This window comes from Alkalicoccus daliensis (genome assembly GCF_900103955.1).
Taxonomy (GTDB): Bacteria; Bacillota; Bacilli; order Bacillales; family Salisediminibacteriaceae; genus Alkalicoccus; species Alkalicoccus daliensis.
In genome coordinates, this window is record NZ_FNIL01000001.1 from 457,685 (window position 1) to 473,738 (window position 16,054).

A 16,054-nucleotide genomic window follows, 5' to 3' on the forward strand; every position below is an offset into this window, starting at 1 on the left:
TATTGAACAGGGAACGTATATTCGTTACACTCAGAGAAAAAGGAAAGAAAGGAAGTAGGTTTTATGATAAGAAAAAAAGTCCTTTCGGAATTAATTGGAGAATTAAAGCAGGACCCGCAGATTGAACATTGGCATGAAATCCCGGAAATGGAAGCAAAGTCAACTTCTTTTCCTGAAAATCTGGATCCTAAAATTATCAAAGCGCTTCAACATAGAGGCATTAATTCTTTATATACACATCAGCGGTCTGCCTACGAAGCAGTGAAGCGGAAGGAAAACGTGGTGGCGGTGACTCCTACTGCTTCCGGCAAAACGTTGTGTTACAACCTCCCGGTAATAGATAAGTTTTTTCAGAATTCGAATGCAAGGGCACTGTATTTATTTCCTACGAAAGCGCTTGCCCAGGATCAGAAAACGGAACTGAATGACCTGGTTGATGAAATGGAAGCTGATTTAAAGAGCTATACCTACGATGGTGATACTCCGGCAAATATCAGACAGGTGGTAAGAAAGGCGGGACATATCGTGATCACAAATCCGGATATGCTCCATTCCGCCATTCTGCCCCACCATACAAAATGGATATCACTTTTCGAGAATCTGGAAACTGTTGTGATAGATGAACTGCATACTTATCGGGGGGTGTTCGGTTCGCATGTAGCAAATGTCATTAGAAGACTAAAACGTCTCTGTAATTATTATGGGAGCAATCCTGCCTTTATCTGTACTTCTGCGACCATACAAAATCCAAAGGAACTGGCAGAGGACCTTTTAGGGGAAAAAGTTACGCTGATTGACAATAATGGAGCACCCCGCGGAAAAAAACATATTGCGTTTTATAATCCGCCCATCGTGCATCAGCAGTTGAATATAAGAAAAAGTGCTACGAAAGTTGTAAATGAACTGGCATCAAGATTTTTAAGAGAAAAAATTCAGACGATCGTTTTTGCGCGAAGCAGAGTAAGAGTGGAAATAATTTTAAGCCATCTACAGGAACTGATAAAAGATGAATATATAAAACGCTCCATTCGAGGGTATAGAGGCGGATATCTGCCAAATCAGCGCCGGGATATTGAACGCAGTCTGCGAAATGGAGAAACGATAGGAGTGGTAAGCACAAATGCTTTAGAACTTGGTGTGGATATAGGACAGCTCCAGGTATGTGTCATGAGCGGGTATCCCGGGTCTATTGCATCAAGCTGGCAGCAGGCAGGCAGAGCTGGCAGAAGGCAGGATGAATCATTAGTAATTATGGTCGCTTCTTCAACCCCGCTTGACCAATACGTATTCAGCCATCCTGAATTCTTTTTTTCCGGCTCCCCGGAGTCAGCAAGAATCAATAAAGATAATCTGATTATACTATCAGACCATATTAAATGTGCGGCCTATGAGCTTCCTTTTCGGAAAGGAGAGTCCTTTGATGATTTAGGTGCAGAAGAAGTAGAAGAATTGCTTGACTATTTAACTGAAATGCGGGTACTGCATCAGCGTGCAGAAAAATGGTACTGGATGAACGATGCTTTTCCTGCCCACAATATAAGTTTACGTTCAGCTGCACAGGAAAATGTAGTTATTATAGATCAATCGGATGTAGCAAGTCATAAAGTGATTGGAGAAATGAATACTTTCAGTGCATTAACTTTGCTGCATGATGAAGCTATATATCTGCATGAGGGAATACAGCACCAAGTGGAATATCTGGATTGGGATGAAAAGAAAGCCTTTGTGCGGAAAGTGGATGTTGATTATTTTACGGACGCAAATCTCGCAGTAAAATTAACTGTGCTGGAAATCGATAAAGAAAAAGAAGTGAAAGATGCTGTGATTCAATATGGGGATGTGATGGTCACCGCTATGGCCACCATTTTCAAAAAAATAAAGCTGGACAGCTTTGAAAACATCGGCTCTGGGCCCATTCATCTGCCTGAACAGGAACTGCATACAAATGGGATGATGATTGAATTTGCGGATCATATGTTTCAGGAGCTTGGAGAAGACGAGGTGGAACAAGTGCTGCTGGGCCTCGCTCATACTTTGCAGCATGTGGCCTCCGTCCATGTCATGTGTGACAAACAGGATATTCATGCAGTTCCAGAAGTGAAGTCAGTGCATGCGGAGCTTCCTACACTGTATTTATACGATAAATATCCAGGAGGCATAGGTCTGGCGGAAAGGATTTATGCGCAGTCATCTATTGTAATGGAGAAGGCGCTGCATTTTGTCTGGAACTGTCCGTGTGAAGGAGGCTGTCCTTCCTGCACCGGGATTCCGGGATCGGAAGACCGCAAAGAAAAAGCCTGGGTGCTGAAACTTCTCAGTTATTTGACGGAGGAAGAAAATTTATGAGCTTAAAAAAGAAGCTTTTACGGATGAAACCGGGAGTAAAAGAAGAAGAAAAAACAATACCACAGGAACCGGAGGATGTAGATAAGTTTAAAGAATTGGGATTTTACCCTTTTTATCTTGATGGTGATATATCCTACCGCAGAAAAGTCCTTTATCCCTTTACTGAAGAAAATAATTTGAAAGCATCGCTGGAGAAATTGAAGAATATCTGGAAAATGGACGAAGCAGCACATCCGCTTCATTTCTCAAAAGAAGTAGGGAATTTATTGTTTTTTGATACCGAGACGACAGGATTGTCTACAGGTGCCGGTACAATGATATTTTTAATCGGCTACGCGCGGGTGCTGGAGGAAGGTATTGAAGTAACGCAGCACTTTCTCACAGGCCCGGAACAGGAAGCTGCATTTATGGGTGGATTTTTAGATGATTTTTCCGAAGAGGATATTATTGTATCTTATAATGGAAAATCTTTTGACTGGCCCCAGGTTAAATCCAGACATGCATTTTTACGGAGAGAGCTTCCAAAACTTCCGGAAGCAGGACACATCGATCTCCTTCATGCTGCGAGACGGTTTTGGAAAAATGAATTACCTTCCTGCCGGCTGGCAGTTGTGGAAGAACATAAATTATTAATTAAGCGGCATAACGATACACCTGGAAGCCTTGCTCCCCTGCTTTATTTTGACTATGTACATTCTAAAGACCCTTTTCCTTTAAAGGGAATTATCGACCACCATGAGCAGGATGTGATCAGTTTGGTTCGTCTGTACATACTGCTGGCAGAAAAAGCATGTACTTATGCGGAGCATACTTCTGCTGCAGAACATGAAGCAGCTGCTCACTGGTGGGAATCCTTAAAGCAGTGGGAGAGGGCTGAGCATCACTGGCGGCTGGCAGACAAACTTGCCGACAAACCCTCTTCCCAGCGTTTGTATCGTATGGCGCTGAATCTGCGGAAACAGAATAAAGTGGTAAAAGCTATTACGATATTAGAATCTTTACAGGCAGCTAAATATCCTCATGCAGAAGCTATGGAAGAGCTCGCAAAATACTACGAAAACACGGAAAAAAATTTAGATAAAGCGCTGAAGGCAGTTGAAACAGGCCTTACTTCTGCCGCTCCTGAAAAAACAGTTCTAAAGCTGCGAAAACGGCGGGATCGGATACGGACAAAAAAGGAGAAAACCAGATGATTGAATTGGAAAAATATGAAAAAGTTCTTCGTTCTTCTTTCCCTTTTGACTTATTAACAGATATTCAGTTCCAAAGAATGGCAGAGGAATCCACCAGGGCTTCTTTTCAGGCAAATGAATATGTTTTTCAGGAAGAAGATAATGAAGTGGAGCTATTCTTTCTTTTAAAGGGACTTGCGAAAAACGTACTGCACAGGGAAGACGGCCAGCAGATATCTGTCAGATTTTATTACCCTGGTGATTTAATTGGAGCAATGATTCTTCTTGCCAGCGGACAGATGAATTTTTCCGTGCAGGCTCTGGAGGATTGTGAATTAGTTCGATTCCAGAAAAGTACCTTTTTAGATTTAATGACAGAAAATGAAGCGTTCAATGAAGCTGTTTTAACAGGTATCGGAGACAGGATGAAATCATTGTATGATGAAATAAAAAAAGAACGTACCTATGCTGATGCTGAAAATATAGGTCTTTTTAGAACAAGGGTTCAGACGATGATGGATCAGGCGGTTACGATCCGGGATGCTGCTACTCTGGAAGCTGCAGCCGGAAAATTAAATGAACAAAATTCTGCCGGACTTATTATTATTGACAGCAGAGAGCATCTGCGCGGTATTTTAACACAGCAGCGATTAATAAACGGCCTCCTTCATGGCTCAGCAGCAGACCCTGTCAGCCGCTGGATGGACGACAGGCCTCACACTATCCAGGAAAATGCTTTCAGCTATGAAGTCTTAACTTTTTTTAAAGATGACTATATTGATCTGGTCCCGGTCATGCGCGGAGAAATTGTAGTAGGGGTACTGACCGCGGAATCATTTCTTCAGCTCCAGGATTCTAAATATCTTCACCTCTCCTATCGTTTACAGCATGCGAAAACGATCAGGGAAATTGCGAAAGTGGCTCCAAAAAATCATGAAGATTTTCATTATTTTACAGAGGCTTTATTAAATGAACGTACGCACCCTACGGAAGTAAGCGAATTTATATCCAGCTATAACGATCAGCTCCACCGTAAAGTAATTCAGCTTGCGATTCACTCAATGAAGAAAGAGGGGCACGGGCCGCCTCCGGTTAATTACTGTTTTATTGTCATGGGCAGCCAGGGGCGCAAAGAACAGGCTTTCAGTACAGATCAGGATAATGGATTGATCCTGGATAATTACCGGCATCTGACTCACTGGAGAGAAGTTGAAGATTATTTTCACAGATTTGCCGGGAAGGTAAATCAGGGGCTTGCCGATGCAGGTTTTCCTGAGTGTACTGGAGGAATTATGGCCAGGGAACGCAAATGGTGCCGTGGAATTAATGAATGGAGAGAAGAAGTATTCCGCTGGGTAAAAGAAAGTGACGGTCAGGAGATCAGGGATTTCACCATTTTTATTGATTACCGGCCCGTATTCGGGGATTTCTCTCTTGCAGAAACCCTTCGGGAGGAAATAACGGAGCGGATTCAAAACGGCAGGATCCTGCAGGCGTTCCTGATGAAAGATACAATTCGATTCAAAGTTCCCATCAATCCTTTCGGCAGAATCACCATCCGCGGGAAGGAGAAAAAAATTGATCTAAAAAAATCTGCGCTGATGCAGATAGTGAATGGAGTTCGGATTTTTGCCATTAAATATGGAATTAAAGAGCCGGGGACCACGGCACGTTTAGATCAGCTTGAAAAATTGGAAGTATTTCATCCGCGGGATGTGAGAAATGCAAAGCTTGCGATGGATGTGCTTCACTATCATAGAATAAAGCAGAATTTAAAAGACCTGCGGGCAGAAAAACCGCTGAGTAATGAAATTGCTCCGCTTGAGCTCTCGAAAGAAGACCGGAAACAATTTAAAGAAGCTCTCATTATTGCGAAAAGGATGCAGCAGATGAGTGAATTAAGCTTTCAGAAAAATCGGGGGATCTGACTATGTGGAAGCAGCTGTTTACTCAATCCGGCTATGATTTTAACCGCTTCCGGCAGTACAGAAATGAATGGATTGAAAACTACCCGGAAGAATGGGAGCTTACGGAAAAGCTAATACGCGATTTTAATGCAGTAAAGATCGATGATTCACGAAAGATTTCCCAAACTACATTTACAATATTTGATATTGAAACAACCGGGTTTTATGCAGGACTAGGGGATGAAATGATTTCCATCGGCGCTTTATATCTGGAAAATGGAAAAGCTTTTGTAAATAATACTTTTTATTCGTTAGTATACGCTGCAAAACCTGTTCCGGAGGCAGTAACAGAAATTACTGGTCTTACGTCTGCGGAAACCAATATGGGAGAAGATTTCCCGCGTGTATTACGGCAGTTTCTTCAATTCACTAAAAATACTGTCCTTGTGGCGCATCCAGCAAGTTTTGATATCCCCTTTCTGCAGACTTTATGCAGAAGATGGAAACTCCCGATTATCCGGCCGGTGGTGGTGGACTCCTTTTTACTTGCTAAGCTGTTGTATCCCGGAGCAGATAACAGTCTGGACAGTCTGCTGCAGCGATTTCATATGCCGGTTATTGAAAGACATCATGCATTAAATGACGCAGTAATTACTGCAGAACTTTTCCAGAATTTATTAGATGCGGCGCAGGAAAAGAATTATCACTCCCTGAAAGAACTGCTCAAGGAACTAAATGCTGCAGGAAGAAAAAGAAGAAGCAGATAAACATTGCAAAACCGGTCATTATTGACTATGATACTATATGTTACCATATGAATAAGGAGAGAGAGAAAGCATGACAAAAATTTTAGTAGGTATGTTTTTTGCCGTGATCTGCGGTACTGTAGTATTTTTCCAGTAACAGATCTAAGGGAACTGTTTCGTTTTGCAGAGTAATAACGAAACAGTTTTCTTTTGAAGAATTAGATCTCGGAATTGATTTATCGTAAAGGAGGCTGCTATGTACACAGTAATTGCTGTCTCAGGTTATAAACCTCATGAAATCGGTGTTTTTAAAGAGAAGCATGAGCAGCTTCCCTATTTAAAAAAAGCAATTAAACGTAAAATCCATGAAATTATAGAAGCTTATGGAACAGAGTGGATAGTAACAAGCGGCCAGTCCGGAATTGAATTATGGGCAGCTGAAGCAGCGATTGAGCTGAAAGCTGAAGGAGTGGCTGTTAAAGTAGCTACTATTGCTCCTTTTTTTGCGCAGGAAGAAAAATATTCCGAACCTACCAAAGAACTTTATAAACATATATGGGAAGCGAGCGATTTTAAAGATTTTATTACGAAAAGAGCGTATGAAGGACCGGAACAGCTCCGCATGAAAAATGATTTTATCATTCAGAAGACAGATGCACTATTGTTAGTATATGATGAAACTACAGCAGGTACCCCAAAGTTTTATGAAGATGCTGCTTTAAAACGTCAGGAAAATACAAACTATCCTATCTTGTATATGTCTCCTGAAGACATTGAAGATTTAATCCGGGAAGAACTGGATGACTGGAATTGACATTCCCCGTCTTGTTTGAAAAAATGAACATAACAAGTGAATGAGGTGACGTGTATGGAGAGAATGGCTAAATTAACAAAAAATGATATTTATGAAAAAGAATTTAAAACGAGTATGCGCGGTTATAACCAGGACGAAGTGGATCAGTTTTTAGATGATATTATTAAAGATTACGAGGCATTTGAAACACACATCCAAAAGCTTGAAAAGCAGCTGGAAGAAGCAAAGCATGCCAGGCCCGGCCGGGAAGAAATTAAAACAGCTCCTAAACCCCAGCCTGCGGCAGGGAATACGAATTATGATATTTTACGCAGACTCTCCAATTTGGAAAAACATGTGTTCGGGAGCAAATTGAACGAATAATGAGTGAAATGGTTCAAGTTTATATTGATGGAGCAAGTGCAGGAAATCCAGGTCCTTCCGGAGCGGGAATCTTTATAAAATCCAAAGCAGAACAATTACGGGTATCGCATCCGCTTTCTCCAATGACCAATCACGAAGCAGAATTTCACGCATGCCTGCAAGCACTCCGTCTCTGCAGAGAAAAGGGGTATACTCTTATATCCATCCGCTCCGATGCAAAAGTACTGGTAGAAGCTGTGGAAAAAAGATTTGTTAAAAACACTTCGTATAAGAGCTTACTGGACAGTATACTGAAGCAGGTGGATGATCCCTTTTTTGAATATGTATTTTTTAAATGGATTCCCACCAAACAGAATGGGGAAGCAGATAAACTTGCCAAGCAGGCAGTAAGAAATGCTTCCGCTCGTAAGAAATAATTGATTATTACGTGCGAAAAGTGATATAATAGTTTTCGTTGTTTAAACACCCATTTGTGTTCGAGTAATCGCTGTGTGTAACAGCACAGAGGAAAGTCCATGCTCACACAGTCTGAGATGACTGTAGTGTTCGTGCCTGACGAAATCATAAGTCAGGGTAGCCTGTAAGGCTAACGGCAGAAGGAACGCCTAAGTCTGTGAAGATATGGCGGACACTTCTTGAAAGTGCCACAGTGACGGAGCTTTTTTGGAAACAAAAAAGGTGGAACGAGGTAAACCCCGCGAGTGAGAAACCCAAAATTAGGTAGGGGCACTTCTGCAAAGGAAATGAACGGAGCAGAAGGCGGATTATTATCCGCAGACAGATGATTACTGCTTTCGTACGAGGGTGACTCCCGTATGCAGTACGGAGTAACAGAACATGGCTTACGGAGCACAGATGGCGTCTTAAGATATGCAACTGCCTCACGATGTACGGTGTCGTGAGGCTTTTTCATTAGAATGAACGAGAAAGCAGGGATATGAATATGGGTAAGTATACACTCCTGGCAACTGCTACAATGGGGCTCGAAGCTATTGTAGGCAAAGAAGTAAAAGCTCTGGGATTTGAAAATGTACAGGTAGAAAACGGACGAGTAAGATTTGAGGCAGATGAAGCGGGTATTGCGAAAGCGAATTTATGGCTTCGTACTGCTGACAGAATTAAATTATTAGTAGGTGAATTTAAAGCTGTTACATTTGACGAATTATTTGAACAGACGAAAGCACTGCCCTGGTCTGATTTTATAGCGAAAGATGCAGAATTTCCTGTACTTGGCCGCTCAGTAAAATCAGAACTTTTCAGTATTTCAGACTGTCAGGCAATTGCAAAAAAAGCAATTGTAGAGAGTTTAAAGAAAAAACATGATATCTCCTGGTTTGAGGAAACAGGTCCTCTTACGAGAGTTGAGGTGGCGCTTCATAAAGATATTGCGCAGCTCACACTTGATACAAGCGGAGAAGGGTTGAACAGAAGAGGTTACCGCTCTCGGCAGAACCAGGCACCTCTGAAGGAAACCCTTGCTGCTGCTTTAATCCAGCTTGCCAACTGGTATCCGGATATACCGCTGCACGATCCTTTTGCAGGTTCCGGCACTATACCGATTGAAGCTGCAATGATAGCACAGAATGCTGCTCCCGGCATGAACCGGTCTTTTTCATTTTCAGAATGGGGATGGTTCCCGGATAACGTTTACGCAGAAGCACTGGAAGAAGCGGAAGACGTAAGAAAACCGCAGGAAAAGTTTGAGATTGTTGCCTCTGATATTGATCATTCCATGGTAGAACTTGCCCGTTATAATGCGGCAGAAGCAGGGTTTTCAGATCAGATTTATATTAAGCAGATGCAGGTACGTGATTTTTCACCAAAAGCCCAAAAAGGAGTATTGATCGGCAATCCTCCTTACGGTGAGCGGATGGATGAAAAGGAAAATGTGGAATCTCTTTATAAAGATTTAGGTAAACTGATGAGCCGCTATCCCCACTGGAGTGTATATATGTTAACAAGCCATGAGGAATTTGAAACTCTATACGGTAAAAAAGCAACCAAGAAACGAAAGTTGTATAACGGTAATTTAAAAACTCATTTTTATCAGTACTGGGGAGAAAGACTTCCGAGAAACTAACGAATTAGTTGCCCCCTGACTGAAACAGCGCGTATAATGAGGCGTATTAAGGAGGGTATGCTAATGCTGGTCGACCAAAGGAACCGAACACTCCGTGATTTAAGAATATCAGTGACAGATCAGTGTAATCTGCGCTGCAGATACTGTATGCCGAAAGAAATATTTGATAATAATTTTTCATTTTTAGATAAAGAAGAACTGTTAAGCTTCGAGGAAATAGTCTCTGTCGCAAAGGCCTGCCATAAAGTAAGCGGTTTAAAAAAGCTGAGAATTACTGGGGGGGAGCCGCTTCTCCGCAAAGGACTTCCTGCATTGATTGAGCAGCTTTACAATGAAACGCAGATTGAGGACATCGCAATGACAACGAATGGCATTCTGCTACCGAAGCATGCTGCCGCGCTGAAAGAAGCAGGCTTAAAACGTGTAGCGGTCAGCCTGGATTCTCTTTCGGATGACAGATTCCAGGCAATTACCGGGAGAACGATGAAAGTTGAACATGTTCTGAATGGCATTGAAGCAGCTCAGGCTGCCGGATTGGCAGTAAAGGTAAATATGGTAGTGAAAAAAGGAATGAATGAAGAAGACATTCTCCCAATGGCAGAATTTTTCCGTGGGAAAGATGTTACACTACGGTATATTGAATACATGGATGTTGGAAATTCCAACGGCTGGAAATGGGATCATGTAATTTCGAAAAAAGAAATAATCTCTATGATCGGCGCTGAATATCCACTGGTGGAAGTTCCGCCTTCTCATCATGGGGAAACAGCCAGCCGCTATGCTTATGAGGATGGCAGCGGCGAGATTGGGGTTATTTCCTCTGTCTCAGATGCTTTCTGTAACTCCTGCAATCGTGCGAGACTCACTGCAGATGGCCAGCTCCTCACTTGTCTCTTTTCAACAAAAGGGACGGATTTAAAAAAGGTGGTAAGGGATGAGCCTCAAAACTTAGCAGGAGTGGTTTCAAAACTATGGACGCTTCGTGACGACAATTATTCTGAAGAGCGTGTGGCAGCAGATGCTGCAAATAAGAACAAACAGAAGCTTGAAATGCACCGTGTTGGAGGATAATATGAACACCCCGTCGTGAGAAAAGAAACTTTACTCACGACGGGGTGTTTTTGTCAGCCTATTTCATTTCCTTTTACCTCCCGGACTGCGTTTTTTACTCATTTGGGTAGAAAAGGTCGTGTCCGGAAGAGTGGGAAAAAGTAATTTCCTCAATGTCTGTATCATAATCAATTGTTAAACCTTCAAAATACCAGACATCTTCTTCCGTCACATAAATATGCAGCCCCTCTTTTTTGATCAGCACCGCTTCAGTATCCGGTGTTTCTCCTGCTACACCTACCGAAAATCCGCCGGAACCTATGCCGCCTACTCGCACAAACAGCCAAAGAGGATCATTTTCATAAAGATTCATTTCTGACTGGTAAAAGGACACTGCTTTATCTGATATAGACAAGTTCATCGTATCACCTCTTTATTATTGTAGCATGAACTGTTCGAAACGGAAAAACAGGTGTCTCATGAAAAGTGATCTGAAACTGCGTATAATAGATTATGAACCTAATAATAAACTTAAGGAGAGATAATATGAGCAGTGAAGCGATAGTGGAAGAATTTCAGGAATACATACAAAAAATTAGTCATCTTGAGGAAGCAATTGGTTTGATGACCTGGGACCTCCGCACAGGAGCTCCTAAAAAAGGAGCTGCCAGGCGTGGTGAAGTAATCGGCACTCTGTCATCTGAAGTTTTTCAATTATCCACCTCCTCTCATTTGAAAGAGATGATATCTCATTTAAACCAGGAGGAAACATGGATTTCTTTAGACGAAATTACTAAGGGAAGCGTGAAAGAATGTGAGAAAACGATTCGAAAGTTTGAAAATGTGCCTGCGGATGAATTTAAAGCTTTTATAATATTGACTGCTCAGGCTGAGCAGGCGTGGGAAGATGCAAAGGATAAAGGGGATTTCGCCTCATTCCAGCCATACTTAGAAAAAATAGTGGATTATCAACGTAATTATGCAGATTGGAAAGGATTCAAGGGAAACAGGTATAATGCACTTCTGGATGATTTTGAACCAGGTTTGACTACTGACACCATAGACGAAGTGTTTACCCAGCTAAAAGAAGCGATTGTGCCTTTAGTAGAGAAAATTTCTAAGCAGAATGCGCCGGAAACAAACTATCTGTTTAAAAAATTTCCCGTGGAGCAGCAGAAGAGATTCAGCAGAAAAATTCTGGAAAGCATGCAGTACGATTTTCAGGCAGGCAGACTGGATACTACGGTACACCCATTTGCAATAGGACTTAATCCTGGTGATGTCAGAGTAACCACGAAATATGATGAGTTCGACTTTCGAACTGCTGTATTTGGTACGATTCATGAAGGCGGCCACGCGCTGTATGAGCAGAATATTCATCCTTCCCTGGCAGGAACTCCTCTTGCTGGAGGAACGTCGATGGGGATTCACGAATCGCAGTCCCTGTTCTGGGAAAATTTTATCGGCAGACGGTTCGGTTTTTGGGAGAAGCATTTTGATTTACTGAAGGAATTTGCTCCCGGACAGTTTCAGGGAATTTCTTTAGATGAATTTTACAAAGCTGTGAATGTGGCAGGCCCTTCGCTTATCCGCATCGAAGCTGACGAATTAACATACTGCCTGCATATTATTCTCCGCTATGAGCTGGAAAAAGCTCTGATCAATGGGGATATAGAAGTGACAGATCTTCCAGAAAAATGGAATGAAAAAATGGAAGAACTGCTTGGTATAAAACCTTCGCATGATGGTGAGGGTGTACTGCAGGATGTTCACTGGGCAGGGGGAGCATTCGGGTATTTTCCTTCCTACGCCCTGGGGTATGTTTATGCAGCACAGCTGCAGGCAGCAATGCAGAAGGATCTGCCTCAGTTTGAAGAACTGATTTCTTCTGGTAATTTAGCCCCAATAAAGGAATGGCTAACTGAGAACGTACATCAGCACGGAAAATTAAAAGATCCGCTGCAGATTTTACATGACGCAGCCGGAGAAAAAATAGACGCTTCTCATTTAATTCATTATTTAACGGATAAATATGAAGAAGTTTACAATCTGAGAGAGCAATGATGTTATGAGTGTTTTCAATTAGGGTAGTAGAGAGGTAATTGGAACTAAGCAAATAATACTCCTCTGAGAAAGGATGATACTCTCTTGATTGAATTTGATCAGGTAACGAAGCAGTTTCCAGACGGTACAAAAGCAGTAAATAACATTAACTTCCGGGTGAAAGAAGGAGAATTTTTTGTTCTGATTGGTCCCAGCGGATGCGGTAAAACTACAACATTAAAAATGATCAACCGCCTGATTGATGCTTCAGAAGGCACGATAAAGATTAACGATGAAAATATTTTATCGAAAAATCTTCACAAGCTGCGCTGGGAAATAGGATATGTACTTCAGCAGATTGCTTTATTTCCCCATATGACGATTGCAGAGAATATCGCAATTGTACCTGAATTGAAAAAATGGAGTAAATCAGATACGAATGCAAGAATAGATGAGCTGCTGGAAATGGTGGGGCTTCATCCGGGTACATATCGTGACCGGCTGCCCAGCGAATTGTCCGGGGGCCAGCAGCAGCGGATAGGTGTGGTGAGAGCACTTGCCGGAAATCCGGATATTCTCCTGATGGACGAACCTTTCAGCGCTCTGGATCCTCTCAGCAGAGACCAGCTGCAGCAGGATGTAGGTGATCTGCAGAAACAGATAAAGAAGACAATTGTTTTCGTTACACATGACATTAATGAAGCACTTCTTTTAGCAGACAGAATTGCTATTATGCAGGAAGGCAGCATCGTGCAGGTAGATACTCCTGAAAATATTTTGGATCACCCTGCCAATGATTTTGTAAGGTCATTTATAGGAAATAAAACGAATCCATGGAAAGAAACAGTAGAAAAAGTCATGTCTGAAACAGATGCTCCAGGGGCACCGGTCATTCCGCATACCGCTACTCTTACGAAGGCAGTGGACCAGCTGAAGGCATCTGAAAAAGATGTGCTGCGGGTATTAAACCGGAATGAAGCCGTGGGAAGCATTTCTTACAAACAGATTGTTCATTATCTGAGTGACTTTGAGGCTTCTGTGAAAGAAGAGGTGCAGAAATGAAGCTATTCGCTGTACAGACATTTTTCCAGCTTGGAAGAGACAGGTCCGATCTATTAATTAATGCTTTATGGGAACATATTGAAATGTCCCTGATATCCTTGTTAATAGCAGTATTTATCGCAGTTCCTCTCGGTATATTTCTCGCAATGTATAAAAAAGGCGCAGAACCAGTCATTGGCACGACAGCTGTCATTCAGACTATCCCGAGTCTGGCACTTCTCGGATTTCTGATCCCGTTTGTAGGTATTGGAACAATGCCTGCGATTATCGCTTTAAGTGCTTATGCGCTGATGCCTATACTAAGAAACACGTATACCGGTGTTAAAGGGGTGGATCCGGCATTATCAGAAGCTGCCCGCGGAATGGGAATGAATTACGGACAGCAGCTGATGAAAGTAATGCTTCCTTTAGCTATGCCTACAATTATGGCAGGGATCAGAACTGGAATGGTATTAATAGTAGGCACTGCTACACTGGCTGCGCTTGTAGGAGCAGGCGGGCTTGGAGATTTAATCATGACAGGGTTAAACCGGAGCAATAACTACTATATTCTACTGGGCGCAATTCCTGCAGCTCTGCTTGCATTATTTTTTGATGCAGTGCTCAGAATTACTGAAAGAAAATCAAGCGGTTCCTCCATTACACCAATTTTTATCGTGGTACTGGCAGCTGTACTGGTGGTAGCAACGCCGAATGTCCTGCAGGCGCTTAACCTGGCTGAAGATGAACCGGAAGAGATCGTCATTGCAGGAAAAATAGGTGCTGAACCGGAAATCGTTATTAATATGTATAAATTATTAATTGAAGAAGAAACAGATTATGAGGTAATACTTGAACCGGGACTTGGCCAGACAGATATTGTTTTCCAGGCTCTCTTAAATGAAGATATTGACGGCTATTTTGAATTTACAGGAACTGCAATCACCAACCTGCTGAATGAAGAACCTGTCAGCAATGATGAGCAGGAAGCATATGAACAGGCACGGGAAGGAATGCTGGAAGAATTTAATCTCGTTTTCCTCGAGCCGATGGCCTACCAGAATACTTATGCTCTCGCGATTACGGAAGAAATGGCAGAGGAAACAGGTGTAGAAACAATTTCAGATTTAACCGCAATTGAAGATGAATTAACTGCTGCTTTTACATTTGAATTTGCAGATAGAGATAACGATGGATACCCGGGAGTGCAGGAAGTTTATGGATTAGATATTAATGATGTGCAGACGATGGATCCCGGCCTTCGTTCCGAAGCGCTTGTAGCTGGAGATGTAGATTTAATTGATGCTTATTCGACAGACAGTTATATGATTCGTTATAACCTCGTAACACTGGAGGATGATGAGAATTTATTTCCGCCGTTTAATGGTGCACCTTTATTCAGGGAAGATGTACTAATGGAATTTCCGGAAATTGAAAATATTCTTAATCAGCTCGGGGGCAGAATTTCTGAAGAAGAAATGATGGAAATGAACTATCAGGTAGATGTGGAAGATGCGGACGAGGAAGAAGTAGCAAGAAATTATCTTATAGAAGCAGGGTTATTGGAGGAGTGAAGCGAATTTATTAAAGGAGGTAAGAATTTTTCGTTAAGGGGGGAACGTAATGTTCAAAAAAATTCTTTTGGCCGGCGATGGATCCAATCATTCACGGAGAGCCTGTGAAAAGGCAGCTTTTATCGCAGGAAATACAGAAGGTGCTGTAGTAATGCTTGTTCATGTAGTGGATGATTTACCTTCTCGTACAGATGTCATGGATGAAGAAATGAAACCGAGAGAAATTCCTGATCACCGGAAAGAACGTGTCCAGCCATTAATAAAGTATCTTGAAAAAGAAGGAATTCCTGTAGAAGTAAAACATGTATTCGGGGAACCTGGCCCGACGATTGTACGGGAGGCAAATGACAATGAAGTAGACCTGGTTGTTATTGGAAGCCGGGGTTTAAACCAGTTCCAGCAGATGGTACTGGGGAGTGTGAGCCATAAAGTAGTCAAACGGGCTGTATGTCCCGTGATGGTGGTGAAATAAAGGTAAAGGAGCGGAGTATCATGGACAGTAAAGATAAAAAGAAGCTTTTGGAAGAAGCAGAGCATATTGCTATCGTAGGCCTGTCCGATAAACCCTACAGAACTTCTTATCAGATTGGAGAAGCATTAATTCAGGCGGGATACAAAATAACACCTGTCAATCCCCATGTAAAAGAGGTATTTGGTGTTAAATCTGTTGATTCCATCAAAGATTTAGGTGAAGATGTAGATATAATAAATGTCTTCCGCCGAAGTGAATATATATACGAACTTGCAGAGCAGGCGGTGAAAACAAATATCCCGGCTTTCTGGGCTCAGCTCGGAGTATATGATGCGAAAGCGGAACAGCTGTTGAAAGAAAAAGGGAAGCAGGTGGTGATGAACTCCTGCATTAAAGTGGATCATGCACTGCTGGTTGATAAAAATCGTTAAAAGCACTGCTGCCCG

Annotated in this window: 15 protein-coding genes and 1 other RNA gene; 15 read left to right on the forward strand and 1 reads right to left on the reverse strand. The window is 42.2% G+C overall.

Annotated elements, in window-relative coordinates:
- Nucleotides 1–63: 63 nt before the first annotated feature.
- The 10 genes from BLP92_RS02295 to moaA all read left to right on the forward strand — a co-directional run bounded on the left by BLP92_RS02295 (nt 64) and on the right by moaA (nt 10,499).
- On the forward strand, nt 64–2,346 hold the full coding sequence (locus BLP92_RS02295; RefSeq protein WP_090840180.1) for a DEAD/DEAH box helicase: 2,283 nt from the start codon (nt 64–66) through the stop codon (nt 2,344–2,346).
- Nucleotides 2,343–3,539: a ribonuclease H-like domain-containing protein gene (locus BLP92_RS02300; RefSeq protein ID WP_090840182.1), complete on the forward strand. Its 1,197-nt coding sequence runs from the start codon at nt 2,343–2,345 to the stop codon at nt 3,537–3,539. Before BLP92_RS02295 ends, BLP92_RS02300 begins: the two co-directional genes overlap by 4 nt.
- Entirely contained in the window at nt 3,536–5,446 is a 1,911-nt protein-coding gene (locus BLP92_RS02305) for a DUF294 nucleotidyltransferase-like domain-containing protein (protein WP_090840184.1), read from the forward strand. The genes BLP92_RS02300 and BLP92_RS02305 overlap by 4 nt, the downstream gene beginning before the upstream one ends.
- 2 nt (nt 5,447–5,448) lie before the next feature.
- Nucleotides 5,449–6,192 (forward strand): 3'-5' exonuclease, encoded by a 744-nt coding sequence (locus tag BLP92_RS02310; protein ID WP_090840186.1) that lies wholly within the window; start codon nt 5,449–5,451, stop codon nt 6,190–6,192.
- A 235-nt stretch (nt 6,193–6,427) separates the two neighbouring features.
- Nucleotides 6,428–6,985, forward strand: coding sequence for an SLOG family protein (locus tag BLP92_RS02315; protein ID WP_090840188.1), 558 nt, complete (start codon nt 6,428–6,430; stop codon nt 6,983–6,985).
- Nucleotides 6,986–7,039: 54 nt separating this feature from the next.
- Nucleotides 7,040–7,348, forward strand: a complete 309-nt coding sequence (gene gpsB, locus BLP92_RS02320; RefSeq protein WP_090840190.1) for a cell division regulator GpsB — start codon at nt 7,040–7,042, stop codon at nt 7,346–7,348.
- Nucleotides 7,348–7,764, forward strand: a complete 417-nt coding sequence (locus BLP92_RS02325; RefSeq protein WP_342028365.1) for a reverse transcriptase-like protein — start codon at nt 7,348–7,350, stop codon at nt 7,762–7,764. The genes gpsB and BLP92_RS02325 overlap by 1 nt, the downstream gene beginning before the upstream one ends.
- Before the next feature lie 56 nt (nt 7,765–7,820).
- Nucleotides 7,821–8,198: RNase P RNA component class B (rnpB, locus tag BLP92_RS02330), an RNA gene on the forward strand.
- Between the two features lie 93 nt (nt 8,199–8,291).
- Nucleotides 8,292–9,428: a THUMP domain-containing class I SAM-dependent RNA methyltransferase gene (locus BLP92_RS02335; protein ID WP_090840192.1), complete on the forward strand. Its 1,137-nt coding sequence runs from the start codon at nt 8,292–8,294 to the stop codon at nt 9,426–9,428.
- Nucleotides 9,429–9,485: 57 nt separating this feature from the next.
- Nucleotides 9,486–10,499 carry a GTP 3',8-cyclase MoaA gene (gene moaA, locus BLP92_RS02340; protein ID WP_244516625.1) on the forward strand — a complete coding sequence of 338 codons (1,014 nt, stop codon included), beginning with the start codon at nt 9,486–9,488 and terminating at the stop codon, nt 10,497–10,499.
- A 94-nt stretch (nt 10,500–10,593) separates the two neighbouring features.
- Here moaA and BLP92_RS02345 read toward each other — a convergent pair whose 3' ends face one another.
- On the reverse strand, nt 10,594–10,899 hold the full coding sequence (locus tag BLP92_RS02345; protein WP_090840196.1) for a HesB/YadR/YfhF family protein: 306 nt from the start codon (nt 10,897–10,899) through the stop codon (nt 10,594–10,596).
- Nucleotides 10,900–11,024: 125 nt separating this feature from the next.
- On the opposite strand from BLP92_RS02345, the gene BLP92_RS02350 reads away from it, so the two are divergent.
- The 5 genes from BLP92_RS02350 to BLP92_RS02370 all read left to right on the forward strand — a co-directional run bounded on the left by BLP92_RS02350 (nt 11,025) and on the right by BLP92_RS02370 (nt 16,039).
- On the forward strand, nt 11,025–12,542 hold the full coding sequence (locus tag BLP92_RS02350) for a carboxypeptidase M32 (protein ID WP_090840198.1): 1,518 nt from the start codon (nt 11,025–11,027) through the stop codon (nt 12,540–12,542).
- 84 nt (nt 12,543–12,626) lie between these two features.
- Nucleotides 12,627–13,583 (forward strand): ABC transporter ATP-binding protein, encoded by a 957-nt coding sequence (locus tag BLP92_RS02355; RefSeq protein ID WP_090840200.1) that lies wholly within the window; start codon nt 12,627–12,629, stop codon nt 13,581–13,583.
- Nucleotides 13,580–15,136 (forward strand): ABC transporter permease/substrate-binding protein, encoded by a 1,557-nt coding sequence (locus tag BLP92_RS02360; RefSeq protein WP_090840202.1) that lies wholly within the window; start codon nt 13,580–13,582, stop codon nt 15,134–15,136. The genes BLP92_RS02355 and BLP92_RS02360 overlap by 4 nt, the downstream gene beginning before the upstream one ends.
- A gap of 49 nt (nt 15,137–15,185) precedes the next feature.
- Nucleotides 15,186–15,608: a universal stress protein gene (locus tag BLP92_RS02365; RefSeq protein ID WP_090840204.1), complete on the forward strand. Its 423-nt coding sequence runs from the start codon at nt 15,186–15,188 to the stop codon at nt 15,606–15,608.
- Between the two features lie 20 nt (nt 15,609–15,628).
- Nucleotides 15,629–16,039: a CoA-binding protein gene (locus BLP92_RS02370; RefSeq protein WP_090840206.1), complete on the forward strand. Its 411-nt coding sequence runs from the start codon at nt 15,629–15,631 to the stop codon at nt 16,037–16,039.
- Nucleotides 16,040–16,054 lie beyond the last annotated feature (15 nt).

What these genes read in the sequence shown, in the direction of transcription:
- gpsB (WP_090840190.1), top strand. Translation starts at nt 7,040, where the DNA reads ATGGAGAGAATGGCTAAATTAACAAAAAATGATATTTATGAAAAAGAA.
- BLP92_RS02300 (WP_090840182.1), top strand. Translation starts at nt 2,343, where the DNA reads ATGAGCTTAAAAAAGAAGCTTTTACGGATGAAACCGGGAGTAAAAGAA.
- BLP92_RS02295 (WP_090840180.1), top strand. Translation starts at nt 64, where the DNA reads ATGATAAGAAAAAAAGTCCTTTCGGAATTAATTGGAGAATTAAAGCAG.
- BLP92_RS02310 (WP_090840186.1), top strand. Translation starts at nt 5,449, where the DNA reads ATGTGGAAGCAGCTGTTTACTCAATCCGGCTATGATTTTAACCGCTTC.
- BLP92_RS02370 (WP_090840206.1), top strand. Translation starts at nt 15,629, where the DNA reads ATGGACAGTAAAGATAAAAAGAAGCTTTTGGAAGAAGCAGAGCATATT.
- BLP92_RS02305 (WP_090840184.1), top strand. Translation starts at nt 3,536, where the DNA reads ATGATTGAATTGGAAAAATATGAAAAAGTTCTTCGTTCTTCTTTCCCT.
- BLP92_RS02325 (WP_342028365.1), top strand. Translation starts at nt 7,348, where the DNA reads ATGAGTGAAATGGTTCAAGTTTATATTGATGGAGCAAGTGCAGGAAAT.
- BLP92_RS02365 (WP_090840204.1), top strand. Translation starts at nt 15,186, where the DNA reads ATGTTCAAAAAAATTCTTTTGGCCGGCGATGGATCCAATCATTCACGG.
- moaA (WP_244516625.1), top strand. Translation starts at nt 9,486, where the DNA reads ATGCTAATGCTGGTCGACCAAAGGAACCGAACACTCCGTGATTTAAGA.
- BLP92_RS02335 (WP_090840192.1), top strand. Translation starts at nt 8,292, where the DNA reads ATGGGTAAGTATACACTCCTGGCAACTGCTACAATGGGGCTCGAAGCT.
- BLP92_RS02315 (WP_090840188.1), top strand. Translation starts at nt 6,428, where the DNA reads ATGTACACAGTAATTGCTGTCTCAGGTTATAAACCTCATGAAATCGGT.
- BLP92_RS02360 (WP_090840202.1), top strand. Translation starts at nt 13,580, where the DNA reads ATGAAGCTATTCGCTGTACAGACATTTTTCCAGCTTGGAAGAGACAGG.
- BLP92_RS02350 (WP_090840198.1), top strand. Translation starts at nt 11,025, where the DNA reads ATGAGCAGTGAAGCGATAGTGGAAGAATTTCAGGAATACATACAAAAA.
- BLP92_RS02345 (WP_090840196.1), bottom strand. Translation starts at nt 10,899, where the DNA reads ATGAACTTGTCTATATCAGATAAAGCAGTGTCCTTTTACCAGTCAGAA.